This window comes from Ruegeria sp. CDSC054 (assembly GCF_059610645.1).
The window spans coordinates 108059-123057 of record NZ_JBXWOA010000006.1 but is presented as its reverse complement, the minus strand read 5'-3'; the positions used below and the strand labels follow the sequence as shown (position 1 = coordinate 123057).

At 59.5% G+C, this 14999-nt stretch carries 17 protein-coding genes; 1 reads left to right on the top strand and 16 read right to left on the bottom strand.

What is annotated here, in order from left to right; genetic code table 11:
- Positions 1-13: 13 nt before the first annotated feature.
- From AC2FGC_RS13790 to AC2FGC_RS13730, 13 genes are all read right to left on the bottom strand, one after another.
- A complete protein-coding gene (locus tag AC2FGC_RS13790; protein WP_496722543.1) occupies positions 14-676 on the bottom strand; it encodes an RcGTA-type gene transfer agent tail tape measure protein in 663 nt (220 codons plus the stop codon).
- Positions 663-872 (bottom strand): rcc01693 family protein, encoded by a 210-nt coding sequence (locus AC2FGC_RS13785; protein ID WP_496723414.1) that lies wholly within the window; start codon positions 870-872, stop codon positions 663-665. The genes AC2FGC_RS13790 and AC2FGC_RS13785 overlap by 14 nt, the downstream gene beginning before the upstream one ends.
- Positions 869-1189 carry a gene transfer agent family protein gene (locus AC2FGC_RS13780; RefSeq protein ID WP_496723416.1) on the bottom strand — a complete coding sequence of 107 codons (321 nt, stop codon included), beginning with the start codon at positions 1187-1189 and terminating at the stop codon, positions 869-871. The genes AC2FGC_RS13785 and AC2FGC_RS13780 overlap by 4 nt, the downstream gene beginning before the upstream one ends.
- 4 nt (positions 1190-1193) lie before the next feature.
- Entirely contained in the window at positions 1194-1607 is a 414-nt protein-coding gene (locus tag AC2FGC_RS13775; protein ID WP_496696792.1) for a phage major tail protein, TP901-1 family, read from the bottom strand.
- Between the two features lie 20 nt (positions 1608-1627).
- Complete coding sequence (locus AC2FGC_RS13770; RefSeq protein WP_496723418.1) at positions 1628-2041, bottom strand: DUF3168 domain-containing protein; 414 nt, start codon at positions 2039-2041, stop codon at positions 1628-1630.
- The gene (locus AC2FGC_RS13765) at positions 2038-2376 is read right to left on the bottom strand and encodes a phage head closure protein (RefSeq protein ID WP_496723420.1); all 339 of its coding nucleotides are present in this window, start codon (positions 2374-2376) and stop codon (positions 2038-2040) included. The genes AC2FGC_RS13770 and AC2FGC_RS13765 overlap by 4 nt, the downstream gene beginning before the upstream one ends.
- On the bottom strand, positions 2373-2972 hold the full coding sequence (locus AC2FGC_RS13760) for a head-tail connector protein (protein ID WP_496723422.1): 600 nt from the start codon (positions 2970-2972) through the stop codon (positions 2373-2375). Before AC2FGC_RS13760 ends, AC2FGC_RS13765 begins: the two co-directional genes overlap by 4 nt.
- A 170-nt stretch (positions 2973-3142) precedes the next feature.
- Positions 3143-4321: a phage major capsid protein gene (locus tag AC2FGC_RS13755; protein WP_496723424.1), complete on the bottom strand. Its 1179-nt coding sequence runs from the start codon at positions 4319-4321 to the stop codon at positions 3143-3145.
- Positions 4322-4355: 34 nt separating this feature from the next.
- On the bottom strand, positions 4356-4901 hold the full coding sequence (locus tag AC2FGC_RS13750; protein ID WP_496723426.1) for an HK97 family phage prohead protease: 546 nt from the start codon (positions 4899-4901) through the stop codon (positions 4356-4358).
- Positions 4902-4927: 26 nt separating this feature from the next.
- Positions 4928-5146: a GTA head formation protein, RCAP_rcc01685 family gene (locus tag AC2FGC_RS13745; RefSeq protein WP_108860356.1), complete on the bottom strand. Its 219-nt coding sequence runs from the start codon at positions 5144-5146 to the stop codon at positions 4928-4930.
- Positions 5139-6302, bottom strand: coding sequence for a phage portal protein (locus tag AC2FGC_RS13740; RefSeq protein ID WP_496782632.1), 1164 nt, complete (start codon positions 6300-6302; stop codon positions 5139-5141). The genes AC2FGC_RS13745 and AC2FGC_RS13740 overlap by 8 nt, the downstream gene beginning before the upstream one ends.
- Before the next feature lie 617 nt (positions 6303-6919).
- A complete protein-coding gene (locus tag AC2FGC_RS13735) occupies positions 6920-8290 on the bottom strand; it encodes a DNA-packaging protein (protein ID WP_496782669.1) in 1371 nt (456 codons plus the stop codon).
- A 498-nt stretch (positions 8291-8788) separates the two neighbouring features.
- A complete protein-coding gene (locus tag AC2FGC_RS13730; protein ID WP_496782630.1) occupies positions 8789-9841 on the bottom strand; it encodes a linear amide C-N hydrolase in 1053 nt (350 codons plus the stop codon).
- 435 nt (positions 9842-10276) lie between these two features.
- Between AC2FGC_RS13730 and AC2FGC_RS13725 the strand changes: the two genes are divergently transcribed.
- The gene (locus AC2FGC_RS13725; RefSeq protein ID WP_496782629.1) at positions 10277-11533 is read left to right on the top strand and encodes a DEAD/DEAH box helicase; all 1257 of its coding nucleotides are present in this window, start codon (positions 10277-10279) and stop codon (positions 11531-11533) included.
- A gap of 40 nt (positions 11534-11573) precedes the next feature.
- On the opposite strand, the gene mltG is transcribed toward AC2FGC_RS13725, so the two are convergent.
- From mltG to AC2FGC_RS13710, 3 genes are all read right to left on the bottom strand, one after another.
- Positions 11574-12734, bottom strand: a complete 1161-nt coding sequence (gene mltG, locus AC2FGC_RS13720) for an endolytic transglycosylase MltG (protein ID WP_496723432.1) — start codon at positions 12732-12734, stop codon at positions 11574-11576.
- On the bottom strand, positions 12735-14000 hold the full coding sequence (fabF, locus tag AC2FGC_RS13715; protein ID WP_496723434.1) for a beta-ketoacyl-ACP synthase II: 1266 nt from the start codon (positions 13998-14000) through the stop codon (positions 12735-12737).
- A gap of 193 nt (positions 14001-14193) precedes the next feature.
- Complete coding sequence (locus tag AC2FGC_RS13710) at positions 14194-14937, bottom strand: 1-(5-phosphoribosyl)-5-[(5-phosphoribosylamino)methylideneamino]imidazole-4-carboxamide isomerase (RefSeq protein ID WP_496723436.1); 744 nt, start codon at positions 14935-14937, stop codon at positions 14194-14196.
- Positions 14938-14999 lie beyond the last annotated feature (62 nt).

Sequence of the window (14999 nt, the reverse complement as noted above, 5' to 3'; positions counted from 1 at the left end):
CTGCTCCCTCAAGTTACCTGTTGCGATTGCCGCGCCCAAGTGCGCGGCTCATCTGCGCCGCAATCTGGCTTTGACTGCGACGGAACCCCTGCACGTCCGGGGTGGTGATGTTCATCACGACATTGACGGCACGCCCACCTCCCGAGGTGCGTACCCCAAGCTTACCGTCCGACCCGCGCGCCAAAGGCATGATCGCTTCGGGTCCGGCTTCCCCCATCAACCCGGTTCCGCCACGCATGGGAAATGTGGTTGGGCCGCTGACAACGCCGCCATTGGCGAAAGGCATCACCCGGCCTTGCGAAAAACTGCCACCGTCGGCAAATGGCAAAAGCCCCTGCACCAGACCGCCAACGGTTCCGGCCAGCATCCCGCCAAAGTGATCCGTCACCGGCTTGATCGCTGCCGAATACGCCGTGCGGATCATTGAGTTCTTCAAAACGTCCAGCGCATCGGACAGGTTCATCCCATCCAGCACTACGCCGTCGAAGGCTTTGCGCAACCCGCTGGACATGCCGCGTTCCAGCGTCGCGACATCCTTTCCGGTTTCCTCAAACGCCGCGCTGATCCGTTTCATCTGGCCGTCAAAAGCAGCCGCCATAGATGCCGCGTCACCCAGCGAGTCTCCCAGCGCATCGCCGCGTTCCTGCAAGTCGTCAAACCCGTCACGATCCGTCATCACGCTCTCCTTGTAATTTGTCCGGGTAGGCCTTCAGCAACGCATCCAAGCCAGACCGGTTCATCGCCGGGATCCCTGCGCCCTGCCCCAGCATCAGTTGCAATTCGGCCGGGGTCAGTCGCCAGAACTGATCCGGCGTCAGACGCAGACCGACAAGCGCGGCCCGCATCAAGGCGGGCCAGTTGAACCCGCTCATGCCTGATCCGGCACCATGAAGGCCCGCGCCAACAACTCCGCTGCCGCACGCGCAGCTGCCATCGGGCCACCCTCAATTTCGGCGCTCAGCAGATCGGTGCGGTTGACGTCGCCGCCACCGCCGCGCAACCCGGCCACGATCAGTGCCAATACGTCACCACTGGAATAGGCTCCGCCTTCGAACCGTTGCACGAGTTCCACCAGCGAACCGGCACCCAGCTCTTGCTCCAATTCCGCTAAAGCACCCAGCGTCAGCTTGAGCACCCGCCGCTCTCCATCGATGGTCAAAGCCACCTCGCCTGTCCACGGATTGGCCATCGGCTTACAGCGCCGTAAAACTCAGCGCGCCGGCGCTGGCCAAACTCATCTCATAGGTCGCCTCGCCGTTGTGCGAGCCCGCATATTCGACACCTGTGACCTGAAACGGCCCGGCAACAATGCCGAAATCCGGGATGATGACCTGAAAATCCGGTGTTTCGCCGTCAAAGAACAATTGCCGCGCTCGTTCATCGGTCCCGGCATCCTTGAACACGCCTGAACCGGATATCGAAGCCGATTTGACCCCGGCACCCGATAGAAGTTCGCGCCAACCTCCCTGACTTTCCAGGCTGGTGACATCCACGCTTTCCGCGTTGAAGCTGACGCGCGTGGCGCGCAATCCCGCGATAGTTTCGAACAGACCGCTGCCGTTCATATCCACTTTGACCAACAGGTCCTTGCCGTTCTGGGCACCCATATGCTTTCTCCGTTGATTGGTTAGTCATCTTCCACGCGCGCACGAAATCTCAGGTCGATCTGGCGGATCGCTCCACCGGTCCCGGTGCGCCGGGCCGAGGCGCGCTCGAACCACAGGCCCACCAGACGCCCGCGATCAAGGCTGGGCATGGCACCGTCCAGCGCATCACACACGGCACCGGCCAGGGTCTTGGCGGCCCCGAACCCTGCGGCTTCGGACACGACCGAAACCGTGAACCGGTGCACCGCACCTCCACCCGATCGGTCAGAGACATCACGAACCTCTTCCGGTCCCAGCGTCACATAAGTCTGTGGTACTGCTCCGGCCGGCACCGCGTCATAAATCGCGCCTCCTGACAGATCGTTTACTCGGCTGTCACCGGACAGCTGCTGGAAAACCGCCGCCTGCAGGGCTGCTGAAACGCCATAGCTCATGCTGCCACCTCCTCATCCGCAAAACAGGTCAGGTACTGGCCACGCGGATCACGCTCGGCGACAGCGCGGATGACAAAACGACGTGCGCCCTCTGCAAAGCGCTGATCCGGCGATGGCCGCATGGTGGAGCCTGTGGGCGCGCCCCGGACCACGATGCGATAGCCGACCCGCGATATCGGGACGCCAGCCACCTGCCGCTCTGACCCGCTGCGCGCGGTCACCTCGGCCCATACCGTGCCCAGCGGCACCCAGGTTTCGGTGTATCCGCCTGACCCATTGGCCACGCGCACCGGCGCTTCCAACTCCAGCTTTCTGTTCAACCGCGGCGCTTTCATTGCATCACCCCAGCGCCAAACCGAACTGTTCGATAGCGTTGGATCAGACTGGTAACGCCAAATGGCATGCACCCGGCACCCAGCGCTGTCTCATCGCGGTATTCGTAGTAATGCGCGGCCAGCAGCAGCACGGCCTGCCCCAGATCGGCGGGCAACCCACCCCAATCCATTGCTATCCCAGCGCCAAAGACGATCCTGACAGAACCACCCTTTGTCATCTTCGGCATCAGTGCCCCAACGGGGCGTAGCCGGGGACGCTGCGCGTCTTTTTCCAACCGGTATCTATCCGGGGTGACGACGGTCTCTGCACCTTCTGCATCTGCCAGCGTTACACTCTTGACCTCGGTGACCGGGGCCACCGGCAACACTTCACCCGACTGGTCTCGCCAGACGGTCAGGCTCCAGGAAAAATCGCGCTCAATCAGAACCTTGCCAGTACGCGCTTCGATTGCCGCAACGGCTGCGCGCAGAAAGCCTTTCAGCACATCGTCCTGAACGCTGTTTTCGGCAAAGCCTGTGCCCAGCCGCAGATGCGCCTTAAACTGATCCACCGGCAGCGCCGCATCCGCGATGGCGGTTTCTTCGATCAACATCATCCATTCACTCCGCAATCTCGGACCCCTCCGGGGGCCTCACTCAAGAAAATGACGGGCACGCACCGCCCCACGTTGCTCGGACGGAGGGGAGCAGCTAGACAACGCAGGGGATCTCACCCCGGCCCGCGCCCGCGCCCGAGGGGCCAATGACCCCCCGGATCCGTCACCGCTTAGGCGGTGCCGAATTTCACCAGCTTGATCGCGGCAAAGTCGCTCACGTCGCCGCCGACACGCTTGGTCGCATAGAACAGAACGTGCGGCTTGGCGCTGAACGGATCACGCAAGACGCGCAGATCAGGGCGCTCGGCAATAGTGTAGCCGGCCTGGAAGTCACCAAAGGCAATCGAGAAACTGTCGGTGCCCGCATCCGGCATGTCCTCGGCAATCAGAACCGGATAGCCCATCAGGCGCGCAGGCTCACCCGCAGCCAGACCGTCCGACCACAGGAAGCGGCCATCGCTGTCCTTTAGCTTACGGATCACACCAGCAGTTTTCGAATTCATTACGAAGGTGCCATTGACGCGGTATTGCGCGCCCAGCGCATAAACCACATCGACAATCGCGTCCGCATCGACACCACCGTCAATGCCGGTCGGGACATAGCCCAGATTGCCCCAGGTCCAAACATCATTGTCGACCTTGGCATGGTTCAGAATGCCATTTGGCTTGTCCGCACCATCGCCCGAGATGAACGCCGCCGCTTCGGCACGGGCAAACTTGTCGGCAATTCGACCGGCCAGCCAGCCCTCGACATCAAACGCGCTGTCATCCAGCAAACGTTGCGACGCCTTGGGCAGCGCGCTCAGCTCGTGCAGGGCAATCGAGATTCGATCAATCGACGGGGTCGCTGTCTCGGTGGCCGCTGAGCTTTCATCCGCCCAGCCAGCGCCCACGTCAGTGTGGTCGATCAACACGTCGAACGAGTTCGCCTCGACATTCAACACCGAAGCGATCGAACGGATCGAGGCCGTGGATTTCAGCACCGACTTGATCATCTCGGCGGTTTGCGGATCGACCAGATATCCGCCATCGCTGTTTACGGCGCTGGACAGCGATTTGGCTTCGATATCAAGACCGCGCAAGCCGTCATCGTCGCCGCATCGCACATAGGCGTCGAAAGCCTTCTGATGCGGCGCACCCTCCTCGATTGAAGCCGCAAGATGCGGGCGCGCCGCGGTGATTGATTTACGATCCAGCATGGTCAGTCGCTCTTCTGTCTGTTGCAGTTTGGTTTTAACTTCAGCCTTCAGGCCCTTGAATTCGCTCACGAAGCCAGTCATCGCCTGCTTCACCTCCTGAACCAGGGGCACACCCTCTCCGGTCAAGGCCGGGGTCTCGGTCTTGCTCATCAGAACTTCCTTGTTTGGGTGGGATTGAGGCGCGCTAGGTTCGCGCCAGCTCCTGCCGGGCGTGATCAATCACCTCGGCAATACTGCGCAGGGTGTCCTCGGCGTCCGGGGTCGTCCCCTTTGCCGCCACCCGCGCACTGGGCAGCATCGGAAAAGTCACAAGCGACACCTCCCACAGCTCCAGTTCGGTCAGGACCCGATGGCCCTTTTCATTTTTCACGGCCCGCTTGGTGCGATAGCCGATCGACAGCCCGTCAATGGCCCCGGCCCGGATCAATTCCGCAGCTTCACGGCCTTTCTGCGTGGTTTCCAACATACGTCCCTTGACCCAAAGCCCGCGTTCATCTTCGCGCACGTCGTCCCAGACACCGATGGGTTGCGCCGGGTCGTGCTGCCACAGCATTTTGACCCGCTGACCTGCCGCCGTTAGCCCAGCCAACGACCTGCGATATGCGCCTTTCTGCACTACATCGCTCCCTTGATCGACCTGCCCAAACAGGCTGGCATAGCCCTCGATCACCGCGTCCTCGGTCACCGACAATCCATCGCTAAACCGCGCAAACTTGTGTTCTAAATCCATGAACACCTCCTCATAAGCCTCTGAATTCATGGCGACACCACCAGAATTGACTGAAACGCTTGCGCCAGGATCACCGCAACGACTCCATAGACCGTCAGCCACAGCCGTTTCTCCAGCCGCTCCATCATCTCTTCGATCTGATCCAGCCGCCTGCATAAATGCGCGTGCTGAATCTCGGCCACCCGTTCATGTGCAGCCAAGCGCAGGCCCGGCGCACAATCAAACGGCGGATACCCCTCAGCCATCTGCACGCTCCGGTAGCCCCAGCATCACACGTTTCTCAGCGTCTGTCAGGAACTCGGCGCCGTTGACCCGCGCCCATTGCGCATCCCGCTCCGCCGACAGCGCTGGCACCTGATCTAGGTCGGGTTTCAACACCAACTCTTCACCAGTAAAGCCCGCCAGCCATTCCGACACCGCCGCCGCCACCCGCGTCACCAGGGGCAGAACGGTCAGGCGGTAAAACGCCCGGTTGGCCTCCTGATAGTTCGAATAGGTCGCGTCGCCTTGAATTCCCAGCAACATCGGCGGGACCCCAAAGGCCAGTGCGATCTCGCGGGCGGCGGCTTCCTTGGTCTTTTGAAACTCCATGTCAGAGGGTGAAAAACCCATCGGCTTCCAATCGAGCCCCCCTTCCAGAACCATCGGGCGGCCTGCATTGCGCGCCCCGCGATAGTTTTGCTCAATCTCATCGGACAAGCGGCGGAATTGATCCTCGGCCATCACCCCATGTCCATCGCCGCCTTTCCACACCAACGCGCCCGAAGGCCGCGCAGCATTGTCCAGCAATGATTTCGACCACCGCGACGCGCTGTTATGCACATCAATCGCCATCGCCGCCGCTTGCATTGGCGAGAACCCATAGTGATCATCCTGCGGGTGGAACGACTTGATATGACAGATCGCATCAGCCGGGAAACGATGCGTCTTGCCGCCCGCCGTATAGTCATACGCCTTGGGCCATCCATCCGCCCCCGGCACCACGCTCATCCGGTCCGAGCGCAAGGCGTGCAGTTCAACCGGCAATCCATCCTCGGCCTGTGCCGCCTCGACATAGGCGTTCCCAGACAGCAACAACTGCCCAAACAAGGCCTCCATCAACTCCGCCCGCCCCTGCGCCGCATTCGGACGGCGCATTAGGGATATGATTGGATGCACGTCATAGCGCTGCGCCTGATCCTGCAGCACCAGAGGCAGTGCCGCCGCCGCCTCGGCGATCAACTTGACCGAGCGGAACCCCACCGGGTTCCCCGAAAACCCCGTCCGCGTCAGTGACACCGCGTCCCTGGGGCTCCACGCCACGCGCCCACCCGTCTGCCACGCCACCACAGGCCCCGCCGCGCTCGCCTTTGCATCGGGCGCTTCCCCGGCCGTTCCACGACGCAAGAAATCGAATACCATCTGTGCTCCTTTCTGCCGCCGCTCTGCTCGGCTTGTTGAAAGGAGTTATGACGGAAAGAAGTTTAGGGCTTGGGAATGGGGCGCGCGGGGGATAGGCAACGGGAGCAAAAGCCTGTCATCTATCTAAATGTAGTGCTCAGTGGCCCACACGGCTTCTCTATTGGGAATCTGTGAGTTTCAAATCAATTCCCATTCCAGATATCAGCCAGAGTGCTCGCCCTAAAAGCACCACAAAACGCTCGAGCTGAACGAGCTATTTCTCTTTTCGAAACCACGAAAACAGAAAAAATCCCACCAGCAGAGCGTAAAATGCTACGATTTGTTCCCAGCCTTCGCTTCGTTCCTCTTCAAACAAATAGACCACCACGGGCAAAAGTACGATGATCAGGAAAATCAACCAGCTCCAATGCCTGCCTAACAATACAGTCTACTCCAGTTTTTGAGATGCCATATTCGGATCATCTACAAATTCAACAAAAAAAATATCAAGAGAAAGTTCAAACAGCTCCATACGTTCCATGGCGCAGCTAAAATTCATTCCAAGATTTGGTGACATTGCCCGCCACTGATCTTTGATGGCTAGTAACTCAGTTGTTTCTTAGCCAATTTAAGCCTACTCACAAACTCCGCACCCTAGGCCGCCGATACGCCCCCGCAGGCCCCACGACCAGTTCATGCAGCGCCCAGACCAGAGCGTCGACCCGGTCGGGTGAGCCCTGCCCCTCGAACCCGCGCGCGGTCATCTGGCACATCTGCTCCTCCAGCGCGTTCAGCCCCGCCACATGGCGCACCCGCCCCTGCTCGTAGAGCGCCGCCACAGGTTCGGCCCGCGCGACCTTGCCGCGCGACGCCCGTACCGCCCGATAAGGGACCAGAGGGTCCACCTGTCGGACAACCTCTTCCACCAACTGCCCGCCCTGGTTGACCTCGGCCACCAGCCGTTCAGCTCCGAACTCATCCATCGCGTCAATCGCCGCCTGCGCCCAGCCCGCCGGGCCAACGCCCTGCACTGTCCGGTCGGCCAGCACATAGGCGCGCCACTCCTCGGGCGGCCCTTGCACTTGTGCGCCGACCACCACGATCCCACAAGCATCCGCATTCGACCCCGCCGTCACCGCTGGGTCCAGCGCGACCACTATAAGGTCCAACTCTGGTACATTCTCAACTCGCGCCGCCTCCAGCATCGAGCCTGTCCACAAAGCGCCCTCAGCATCCGACAACAGCACCCCGTCCAACTCCTGCCGCCCCAGCCGCGTACCCGCATAACGCGCGCGCACTTCGTCCAGAAACGAACCCGCCAGATTGGCCCGGTTCGCCTCGGTCGGCGCATGGGTCTGCACGGTGGACGGAGACGCCAGCAATTCCCTCAAAACCTTCACATTGCGCGGTGTGGTCGTCACACAGACCCGAGGTCGCTCCCCCAAGCGCAGCGCAAATTGCAGCATATCCCAGGTCTGGCCAGCCTTCTTCCACTTGGCCAACTCATCCACCCAGGCCGCATCGAACTGAGGCCCCCTCAGCCCTTCGGGATCATGCGCCGAAAACGCCTGCGCCTCGGCCCCGTTGGGCCAGACCAGTTTCCGTTCGGACGCCTTCCAGACAGGTCGCCGATCCGGCGGCGAACACTGTAAAATCCCGCTATCGCCAAAGATCATCACATCGCGCACCTGATCAAAGGTCTCACCCACCAACGCCACACGACGCGCCTCGCCGCGATCCAAGGGCAAAGACCCCTCGACCACCTGTCGCACCCATTCGGCCCCGGCCCGCGTCTTACCAGCCCCACGCCCCCCCATGATGACCCAAGACCGCCAGTCGCCTTCGGGCGGCAACTGATGCGGCAGCGCCCAGAACTCGAACAGGAAAGGGAGGGCGCACAGCCCCCCCTCCCCGATCTCACTAAGAAATCTGTCCCGTACCGCAGCAGGCGCGGAGGCGAGCCAGCCTGCACCCAATCTCAAATCGAGCGCGCTCAAGGTCGAGCGCATACCCCCCTTGGGCAATTCCGGCTTGTCTGTGATGTTGTTCGACAAAGCTTGTCTCCACTTTCTGACAACTTCGGATCAGCCCCTCTAACTGCCCGAGTTGCTTGGCTGAACCAGCAAGATCTGCATCCTCCCCGGCACCGATCTGTTTGCGCAGTTCTTCCGCTGCTTGGCGCAGATCGCGAATGGATCTCTCAAGCGACTGCAACAAATCAGCCGTCTGGGACATCCGCTCTTCCGGGGTAATCAAAGTCATGTGTGCCTGTGACCTCATGCGTGAGTGATCTCCGCACGAGAGAAACGAAAAACGGCCGCCGGGTCGCCCCGGGGCCGTCGCCCACCTCTTCTAGCATGACACAACTTATACGCAAGAAAGTCCGCAAAGTCAATGCGTTGCGCAACAACGGCGCAACGGGTAGCGTGCGCTGATAGTTAAGAGACCTTTACTGATAGGACTATGTGGCAGACGGTCGTCAGTGGTTGAGCCCCGTGACTACAACGTTACGTATCGCCGAGAAAAAGAAATGGCTCGGAAGGTTCAAAGCTGGCCGAAACCTCGCCCGCAAGGATGGGCTTTTCGCCAAGTTCCAATTTCAGGGTAGAAGCCCCATCGGAGAGATCAAGGTTCTCGATATCCACCCAAAACAATGTAGGGCTGAACACGCTCTCATAGTAGTACCGACCCAACTCATGATCAGCGACCGTACGCCAGGTTGTTGATGCGATGTTTGGGCGCTCTGGGGCCGTCACACCAAATGGTACGGAAATTGATCGCACGAGAGAGAACACCGCCGCCGTCGCATCGTTTTTGTCTTCGAACGAGGGAACGGCATTCAGATTCCAGCTCAACCGCGCAAATCGGTCGGAAGACCGATGGGTTCCGGGCAAAAATGAAAGACCATTAACTTCACCCCAATAAGTGGTGATAGCGAGTTGTTCGTCAAAAGTAGGAGAATTCGTCATGACAGTAAATTCGCGGCCATGGTGAATAACCAACTCGCCATCGAGATACTCGAATATTGCACTGTCACCAGACGCATCAGATAGCGCAATATGCCCTCCGGCCTCATGTCCGCTTGGCAACATCGGCGCTACAATCACGAATGGCTCTTGCTCCATCGCTGCAACGGCTTCTTCAACTGTTGCAAAGTTGTCCAGAAAATACTGCAACCACCCTCCGACAGAAAGAAGAGGTTTGTCTCCGGCATTTTCCGTCCCGTAATCCGCTTCGGCAAGATAGAGAGCATTGCCGACCAGCCCGCCATCATTCATGCCGTCAACAGTTGCTCCGTCATAGATCGTTGCCACGACAGAGCCGTATTTGGACGTCCATTCGACCGAATTCTCTCCGGCGCCACCGTCACGGTCCATGCCCCGCGGGAAGGCCCAAATGTCTGTTGAAGTATCTTCGAACCAGTCAAGCGTCCTCCCCGTGAGGAAGGATCCGTCTGCCGTTTCATAGACGATCCGAGAGCATGCGATTGCTAAAGAAGCGGCTAGAACCACTGTCAGAGTGGTAGCTACAAGGGTTTTAGCGCACATTTCTGGAATCATTTTTTGGTCATATACAAAAAGTCATCTCCCCTAAGGATCAGGTGTTTACCGATGTTATGAAAGCCAAGAAGCACTTCGGGATTTTCAAAGCCCCGCCGGACAAGGTTCTTCTATTTGAACAATCCGATCCCTGACGGCCGCGGCAGGTACATGTTCCCACTTCACAGTTCATGCCTTGACAATTGTTAGCAAAACTAGCATGTGCCACCTTAAGACAGCGCTGACGCGTGAGCATTGACGGTCGTAGCAGACCCCACAGCGCATCACTACATCTCCTAGTTCCCATTCACGCAGGGTTCTTGACGCGACGCCAGATGGCGCAGGGTTCGCCTGCACGTCCCGAGGTTTAGCGGAAACCCTGCCGGTCACGCGCTGCGTGGCCAGACACGTCTTGTCCGTACGGCTATCGCCTTGCGGATTACAAAGGATAGTTATTTGTTCGACTTCGACATGCTGGGTCTTGCACCAGCCCTCAACGATGCACTGAAACGTGCCAATTTCTCACAACCGACCCCTATTCAGAACCAGGCCATCCCGCTGGCGCTGAACGGTCACGACATCCTGGGCCTGGCGCAGACGGGCACTGGTAAGACGCTGGCCTTCGGCCTGCCGCTGATCGACCATTTGCTGGCGCAGCCCGGCAAACCCGCACCCAAAACCGCCAAAGCGCTGATCCTTGCTCCAACCCGCGAGCTGGTCAACCAGATCGCGGATAGCCTGCGCAACCTGACCGACAAGACCAAGCTGCGCGTGGCCACCGTGGTCGGAGGCCAGTCAATCGGCAGACAGATTTCGTTCCTGTCGCGCGGCACCGACATTCTGGTCGCCACGCCCGGGCGCTTGATCGACCTGATGGAACGCGGTGCTGTTGACCTCGGCTCGGTGCGACATCTTGTATTGGACGAGGCCGACCAGATGCTGGACATGGGCTTCATCCACGCGCTGCGCAAAATCGCACCCAAGCTGGGCACGCCGCGCCAAACCATGCTGTTCTCGGCCACTATGCCAAAACAGATGGAGGAACTCAGCCAATCCTATCTGACCAACCCGCAGCGAGTGCAGGTCTCGCCTCCAGGTAAAGCGGCGGACAAGATCACGCAGTCTGTGCATTTCGTCGACCGGGCCGGCAAACCGCGGAAACTCCGCGATATTCTGTCCGCTGACATGGAAGCTCTGACCTTGGTATTTTCCCGTACCAAACACGGAGCCGAGAAACTGATGAAAGGCCTTGTAGCCGATGGTTTCAACGCGGCCTCGATCCACGGCAACAAAAGCCAGGGACAGCGCGACCGCGCGATCAAGGCGTTCCGGGCCGGAGAGATCAACGTATTGGTCGCGACCGACGTGGCCGCGCGTGGCATCGACATTCCCGGTGTTGCCTATGTGATCAACTATGACCTGCCCGAGGTGCCCGACAACTATGTCCACCGCATCGGGCGCACAGCCCGTGCTGGTCGCGAAGGTGAAGCTATCGCCTTCTGCTCACCGGACGAAGTGGATCAGCTGCGCCAGATTCAGAAGCTGATGAAGATCGAAATTCCGGTCGCCAGCGGCACCATGCCAGAATTTTCTGAGCCCAAGAAAACCCGTAATCGCGGAGGGTTCCGGGGGCGTAAACCGCAGGGGGCAAATTCGACATCGAAGCCCACGTCCTCGAAGCGTCGTCGTCCACGCGGACGTCCCGCCGCATAACAAAAAGAAAAAGGCCGCGTTTTCGACGCGGCCTTTTTTCTTAGTTGCTTGAGCTGTTTCTCTCTGCCTCAATCTCTCGCCACTTGGCGACGTTCCGATTGTGTTCCTGCAAGGTTTCCGCGAATGCGTGCCCCCCGGTGCCATCCGCAACAAAGAAGACAAAGTTGGTCTCTTCCGGGGCAACGGCTGCCTCAAGGCTAGCCAGACCTGGATTGGCAATGGGTGTCGGCGGCAAACCGTCTATCACATAAGTATTCCAAGGCGTTGCACGGCGCAGCTCACTGCGACGCAGCCCGCGCCCCAACGTGCCTTGACCCTTGGTGACGCCATAGATGACCGTCGGGTCTGTCTGCAGTTTCATGCCCTGCTCAAGCCGGTTCACAAAGACGCTTGCAACCTGCCCGCGTTCATTGGGAACACCGGTTTCCTTTTCGATGATCGACGCAAGGATCAGCATTTCCTCTGGGCTGCTGATGGGAAGGTCGCCTTGGCGGTTCTCCCACACTGCGTTAATGCGCAATTGTTGCTTGTCTTGCATCGCCTGCAGAACGGCCGTCCGGTCATCACCCGGTGCCAAATCATAGCTGTCAGGCGCCAACATCCCTTCGGCCGGGATCTCGGCAATCTCACCTGTCAGCGGTTCAATCGCCTGCAAACCTTGCGCCACCTGCCATGAGGTCACGCCTTCGGCTACAGACACCCGGTAACGGGTATCGGCCTCTTCACGCTTTTGACCGTATTCGGCAGGGATTTCTTCGTCGGTCACATCAAACGAAGCGATTTCGACAAACTCCAGCGTTGCCGGGTCCAACTCGCGAACCCGGGTCTGGATGCGCGTGACACCGATACGGTATTCAATCTCAGACCCGCAGGTGCTGGCACCGCTGCTTGTGATCTCGTCGATGATCTGCTCCATTGACGCGCCTTCGCGCACCAGAAAGCTACCGGCTTTCAGCTGCTGCGATTTATCCGTGTAGTCCGCCGCCATGCGAAAGATCATGGCGCTGCTGATGGCTCCGTCATCTTCAAGCTCTTGGCTGACACGGGTCATATTCGACCCGCTTCTGACCTGCAGGCACATGGCAGTTTCTAGCGGACCCTCGGCCTTGTATTGCGACTGCCCCCACACAACCAGCCCGCCCATCAGGAACAAGGCAACGATCAGCAAGGTCAGCGCATTCGAAGCAAGAGCCCGGAACATTTAGCTGACCTTTCCGAAGATCACGCTGGCATTGGTGCCGCCAAAGCCGAACGAATTCGACAACGCCACATTGATCTCACGCTCACGCTTGGCGTTGGGCGCCAGATCGATCGGAGTTTCAACGGCGGGGTTATCCAGATTGATCGTCGGCGGAGCCACTTGATCCCGGATCGCCAGGATCGAAAAGATCGCCTCAATCGCGCCAGCCGCACCCAAAAGGTGACCAGTGGCCGATTTGGTTGAGGTCATGGTGGCCTTGCTGGCGTGATCCCCCAACAGGCGCTCTACCGCGCCCAGTTCGATCGTATCCGCCATGGTCGATGTGCCATGCGCGTTGATGTAGTCCAGGTCCGAAGGCTCAAGGCCCGCGCTGCGCAATGCGGCTTTCATGGAACGCTCAGCGCCATCACCATCCTCGGACGGTGCGGTGATGTGATAAGCGTCGCCGGACATGCCATAGCCCAGCACTTCGGCATAGATCTTTGCACCGCGCGCCTTGGCGTGTTCGTATTCTTCCAGAACTACGATGCCTGCGCCCTCGCCCATGACAAACCCATCACGGTCCACGTCATATGGGCGGCTGGCTTTCTTCGGATCGTCGGCATACTTCGTCGACAGCGCCTTGCACGCGTTAAAGCCAGCGATACCAATCTCGCAGATGCAGCCTTCGCCGCCACCAGCAACCATGACTTCCGCGTCGCCTGAACGAATGATGCGGCTGGCATCGCCAATGGCATGCGCACCGGTCGAACAAGCTGTCACGACCGAATGGTTGGGCCCCTTGAACCCGTGGCGGATAGACACCTGACCGGATGCCAGGTTGATCAGCGCACCGGGAATAAAGAACGGCGACACACGGCGCGGACCTTTGTCGCGGATCAGGTTTGCCGTTTCAGCAATAGAGCCCAAACCGCCGATACCGGAACCGATCAGAACGCCTGTACGCAGGCGGTCTTCTTCATCCTCTGGCAGCCAATTGGCATCTTGGCAGGCCATGTCGGCGGCCGCGATCGAATACAGAATGAAGTCTTCGATCTTGCGTTGCTCTTTTGGCGGCAACCAATCGTCGGGGTTAAACGTCCCGTCGGTTCCATCGCCGCGCGGAACTTCGCAGGCATAGGTCGTGGTGACACCGCTCTCTACGGCATCAAACTGGGTGATCGGGCCTGCGCCGGATTCCCCATCCAACAGCCGTGACCAAGATTCCTCGACCCCGCTGGCCAAAGGAGTGACCAATCCCAGACCGGTTACAACGACTCTGCGCATGAAATGCCTCTTGCCTGCTTCCTATTTGAGAACCGCTCATACCCCGGCCCGGGGTCCGGGGGCAAGAGCAACGGCACATTCCATCCCGGCGCCATTTCGCCGGGCCGTCCGTCCGTGCGGGTTGTGCCGAAACAATTTGCCCCGACCCTTTCGCAGATTTGAAAGAGCCGGGGCAATATCTTGTGGGGTAAACTTACTGGAACTCAGCGACCGGCTCGTGAGCCTGTTCGGCCACATCAAGCGCATTCGCTAAGTCAACCGTCTTGCGGAACAATGCCCGTCCAACCAACGCGCCCGAGATGTTGTGCACATAGGCCAGGCGCGAGATGTCATCTGATGTCCGAACGACACCGCTGGCGATTACCGGTGTGCGCGAAAGTTGCGCCAGACCCGAGATCAGACCCAGCTGCGCGTCGACGTCTTCGATGTCGCTGTCGATATCGGTCACCAGAATTGCCGCAAAGGGCGTACCTTCGAACGCCTCAATAAATGCTTCCGGCGTAAACGCACTCTGGCTGCGCCAGCCTTCGGTCATGACCTGTCCTTGCCAGACATCCACAGCCAGAACGATTTGGTCCGGGTAAAGCTTGGCCAGCTCCTTGACCAGATTCGGGTCCCAGGCCGCCAGTGTGCCAATCACGATCCGTCCCGCGCCTTTGTCGATCCAATACTCGACCTGTTCTCGCGTCCGCATACCGCCGGCCAGTTGCACTGACATCTCAGACGTGCGGATGATTTCCTCTACCAATTCGGCGTTGGTGTCGCGGCCTTCGATTGCATCGAAATCCGTTAGGTGCATCCAAGTGGCACCAGCCGCAGACCAGCTGCGTGCCGTGTCCGCCGGATTCACATGCCAGATCATCGCGTCGTCCAGACGGCCCTTGTCCAGTGTGACACACCGGCCGTTCTGCAATTCCATCGTGGGGTAAATCCTCATGAGCTTGCTCCTCCGCTCAATCGCTCTGCAAATCCAGAGTACCATACACGCGGAACATCAGC

What these genes read in the sequence shown, in the direction of transcription:
- AC2FGC_RS13790 (WP_496722543.1), bottom strand. Translation starts at nt 676, where the DNA reads ATGACGGATCGTGACGGGTTTGACGACTTGCAGGAACGCGGCGATGCG.
- AC2FGC_RS13780 (WP_496723416.1), bottom strand. Translation starts at nt 1,189, where the DNA reads ATGGCCAATCCGTGGACAGGCGAGGTGGCTTTGACCATCGATGGAGAG.
- AC2FGC_RS13730 (WP_496782630.1), bottom strand. Translation starts at nt 9,841, where the DNA reads ATGATTCCAGAAATGTGCGCTAAAACCCTTGTAGCTACCACTCTGACA.
- AC2FGC_RS13745 (WP_108860356.1), bottom strand. Translation starts at nt 5,146, where the DNA reads ATGGCTGAGGGGTATCCGCCGTTTGATTGTGCGCCGGGCCTGCGCTTG.
- AC2FGC_RS13785 (WP_496723414.1), bottom strand. Translation starts at nt 872, where the DNA reads ATGAGCGGGTTCAACTGGCCCGCCTTGATGCGGGCCGCGCTTGTCGGT.
- AC2FGC_RS13750 (WP_496723426.1), bottom strand. Translation starts at nt 4,901, where the DNA reads ATGGATTTAGAACACAAGTTTGCGCGGTTTAGCGATGGATTGTCGGTG.
- AC2FGC_RS13710 (WP_496723436.1), bottom strand. Translation starts at nt 14,937, where the DNA reads ATGAGGATTTACCCCACGATGGAATTGCAGAACGGCCGGTGTGTCACA.
- fabF (WP_496723434.1), bottom strand. Translation starts at nt 14,000, where the DNA reads ATGCGCAGAGTCGTTGTAACCGGTCTGGGATTGGTCACTCCTTTGGCC.
- AC2FGC_RS13770 (WP_496723418.1), bottom strand. Translation starts at nt 2,041, where the DNA reads ATGAGCTATGGCGTTTCAGCAGCCCTGCAGGCGGCGGTTTTCCAGCAG.
- AC2FGC_RS13775 (WP_496696792.1), bottom strand. Translation starts at nt 1,607, where the DNA reads ATGGGTGCCCAGAACGGCAAGGACCTGTTGGTCAAAGTGGATATGAAC.
- mltG (WP_496723432.1), bottom strand. Translation starts at nt 12,734, where the DNA reads ATGTTCCGGGCTCTTGCTTCGAATGCGCTGACCTTGCTGATCGTTGCC.
- AC2FGC_RS13735 (WP_496782669.1), bottom strand. Translation starts at nt 8,290, where the DNA reads ATGCGCTCGACCTTGAGCGCGCTCGATTTGAGATTGGGTGCAGGCTGG.
- AC2FGC_RS13765 (WP_496723420.1), bottom strand. Translation starts at nt 2,376, where the DNA reads ATGAAAGCGCCGCGGTTGAACAGAAAGCTGGAGTTGGAAGCGCCGGTG.
- AC2FGC_RS13760 (WP_496723422.1), bottom strand. Translation starts at nt 2,972, where the DNA reads ATGATGTTGATCGAAGAAACCGCCATCGCGGATGCGGCGCTGCCGGTG.
- AC2FGC_RS13755 (WP_496723424.1), bottom strand. Translation starts at nt 4,321, where the DNA reads ATGAGCAAGACCGAGACCCCGGCCTTGACCGGAGAGGGTGTGCCCCTG.
- AC2FGC_RS13740 (WP_496782632.1), bottom strand. Translation starts at nt 6,302, where the DNA reads ATGGTATTCGATTTCTTGCGTCGTGGAACGGCCGGGGAAGCGCCCGAT.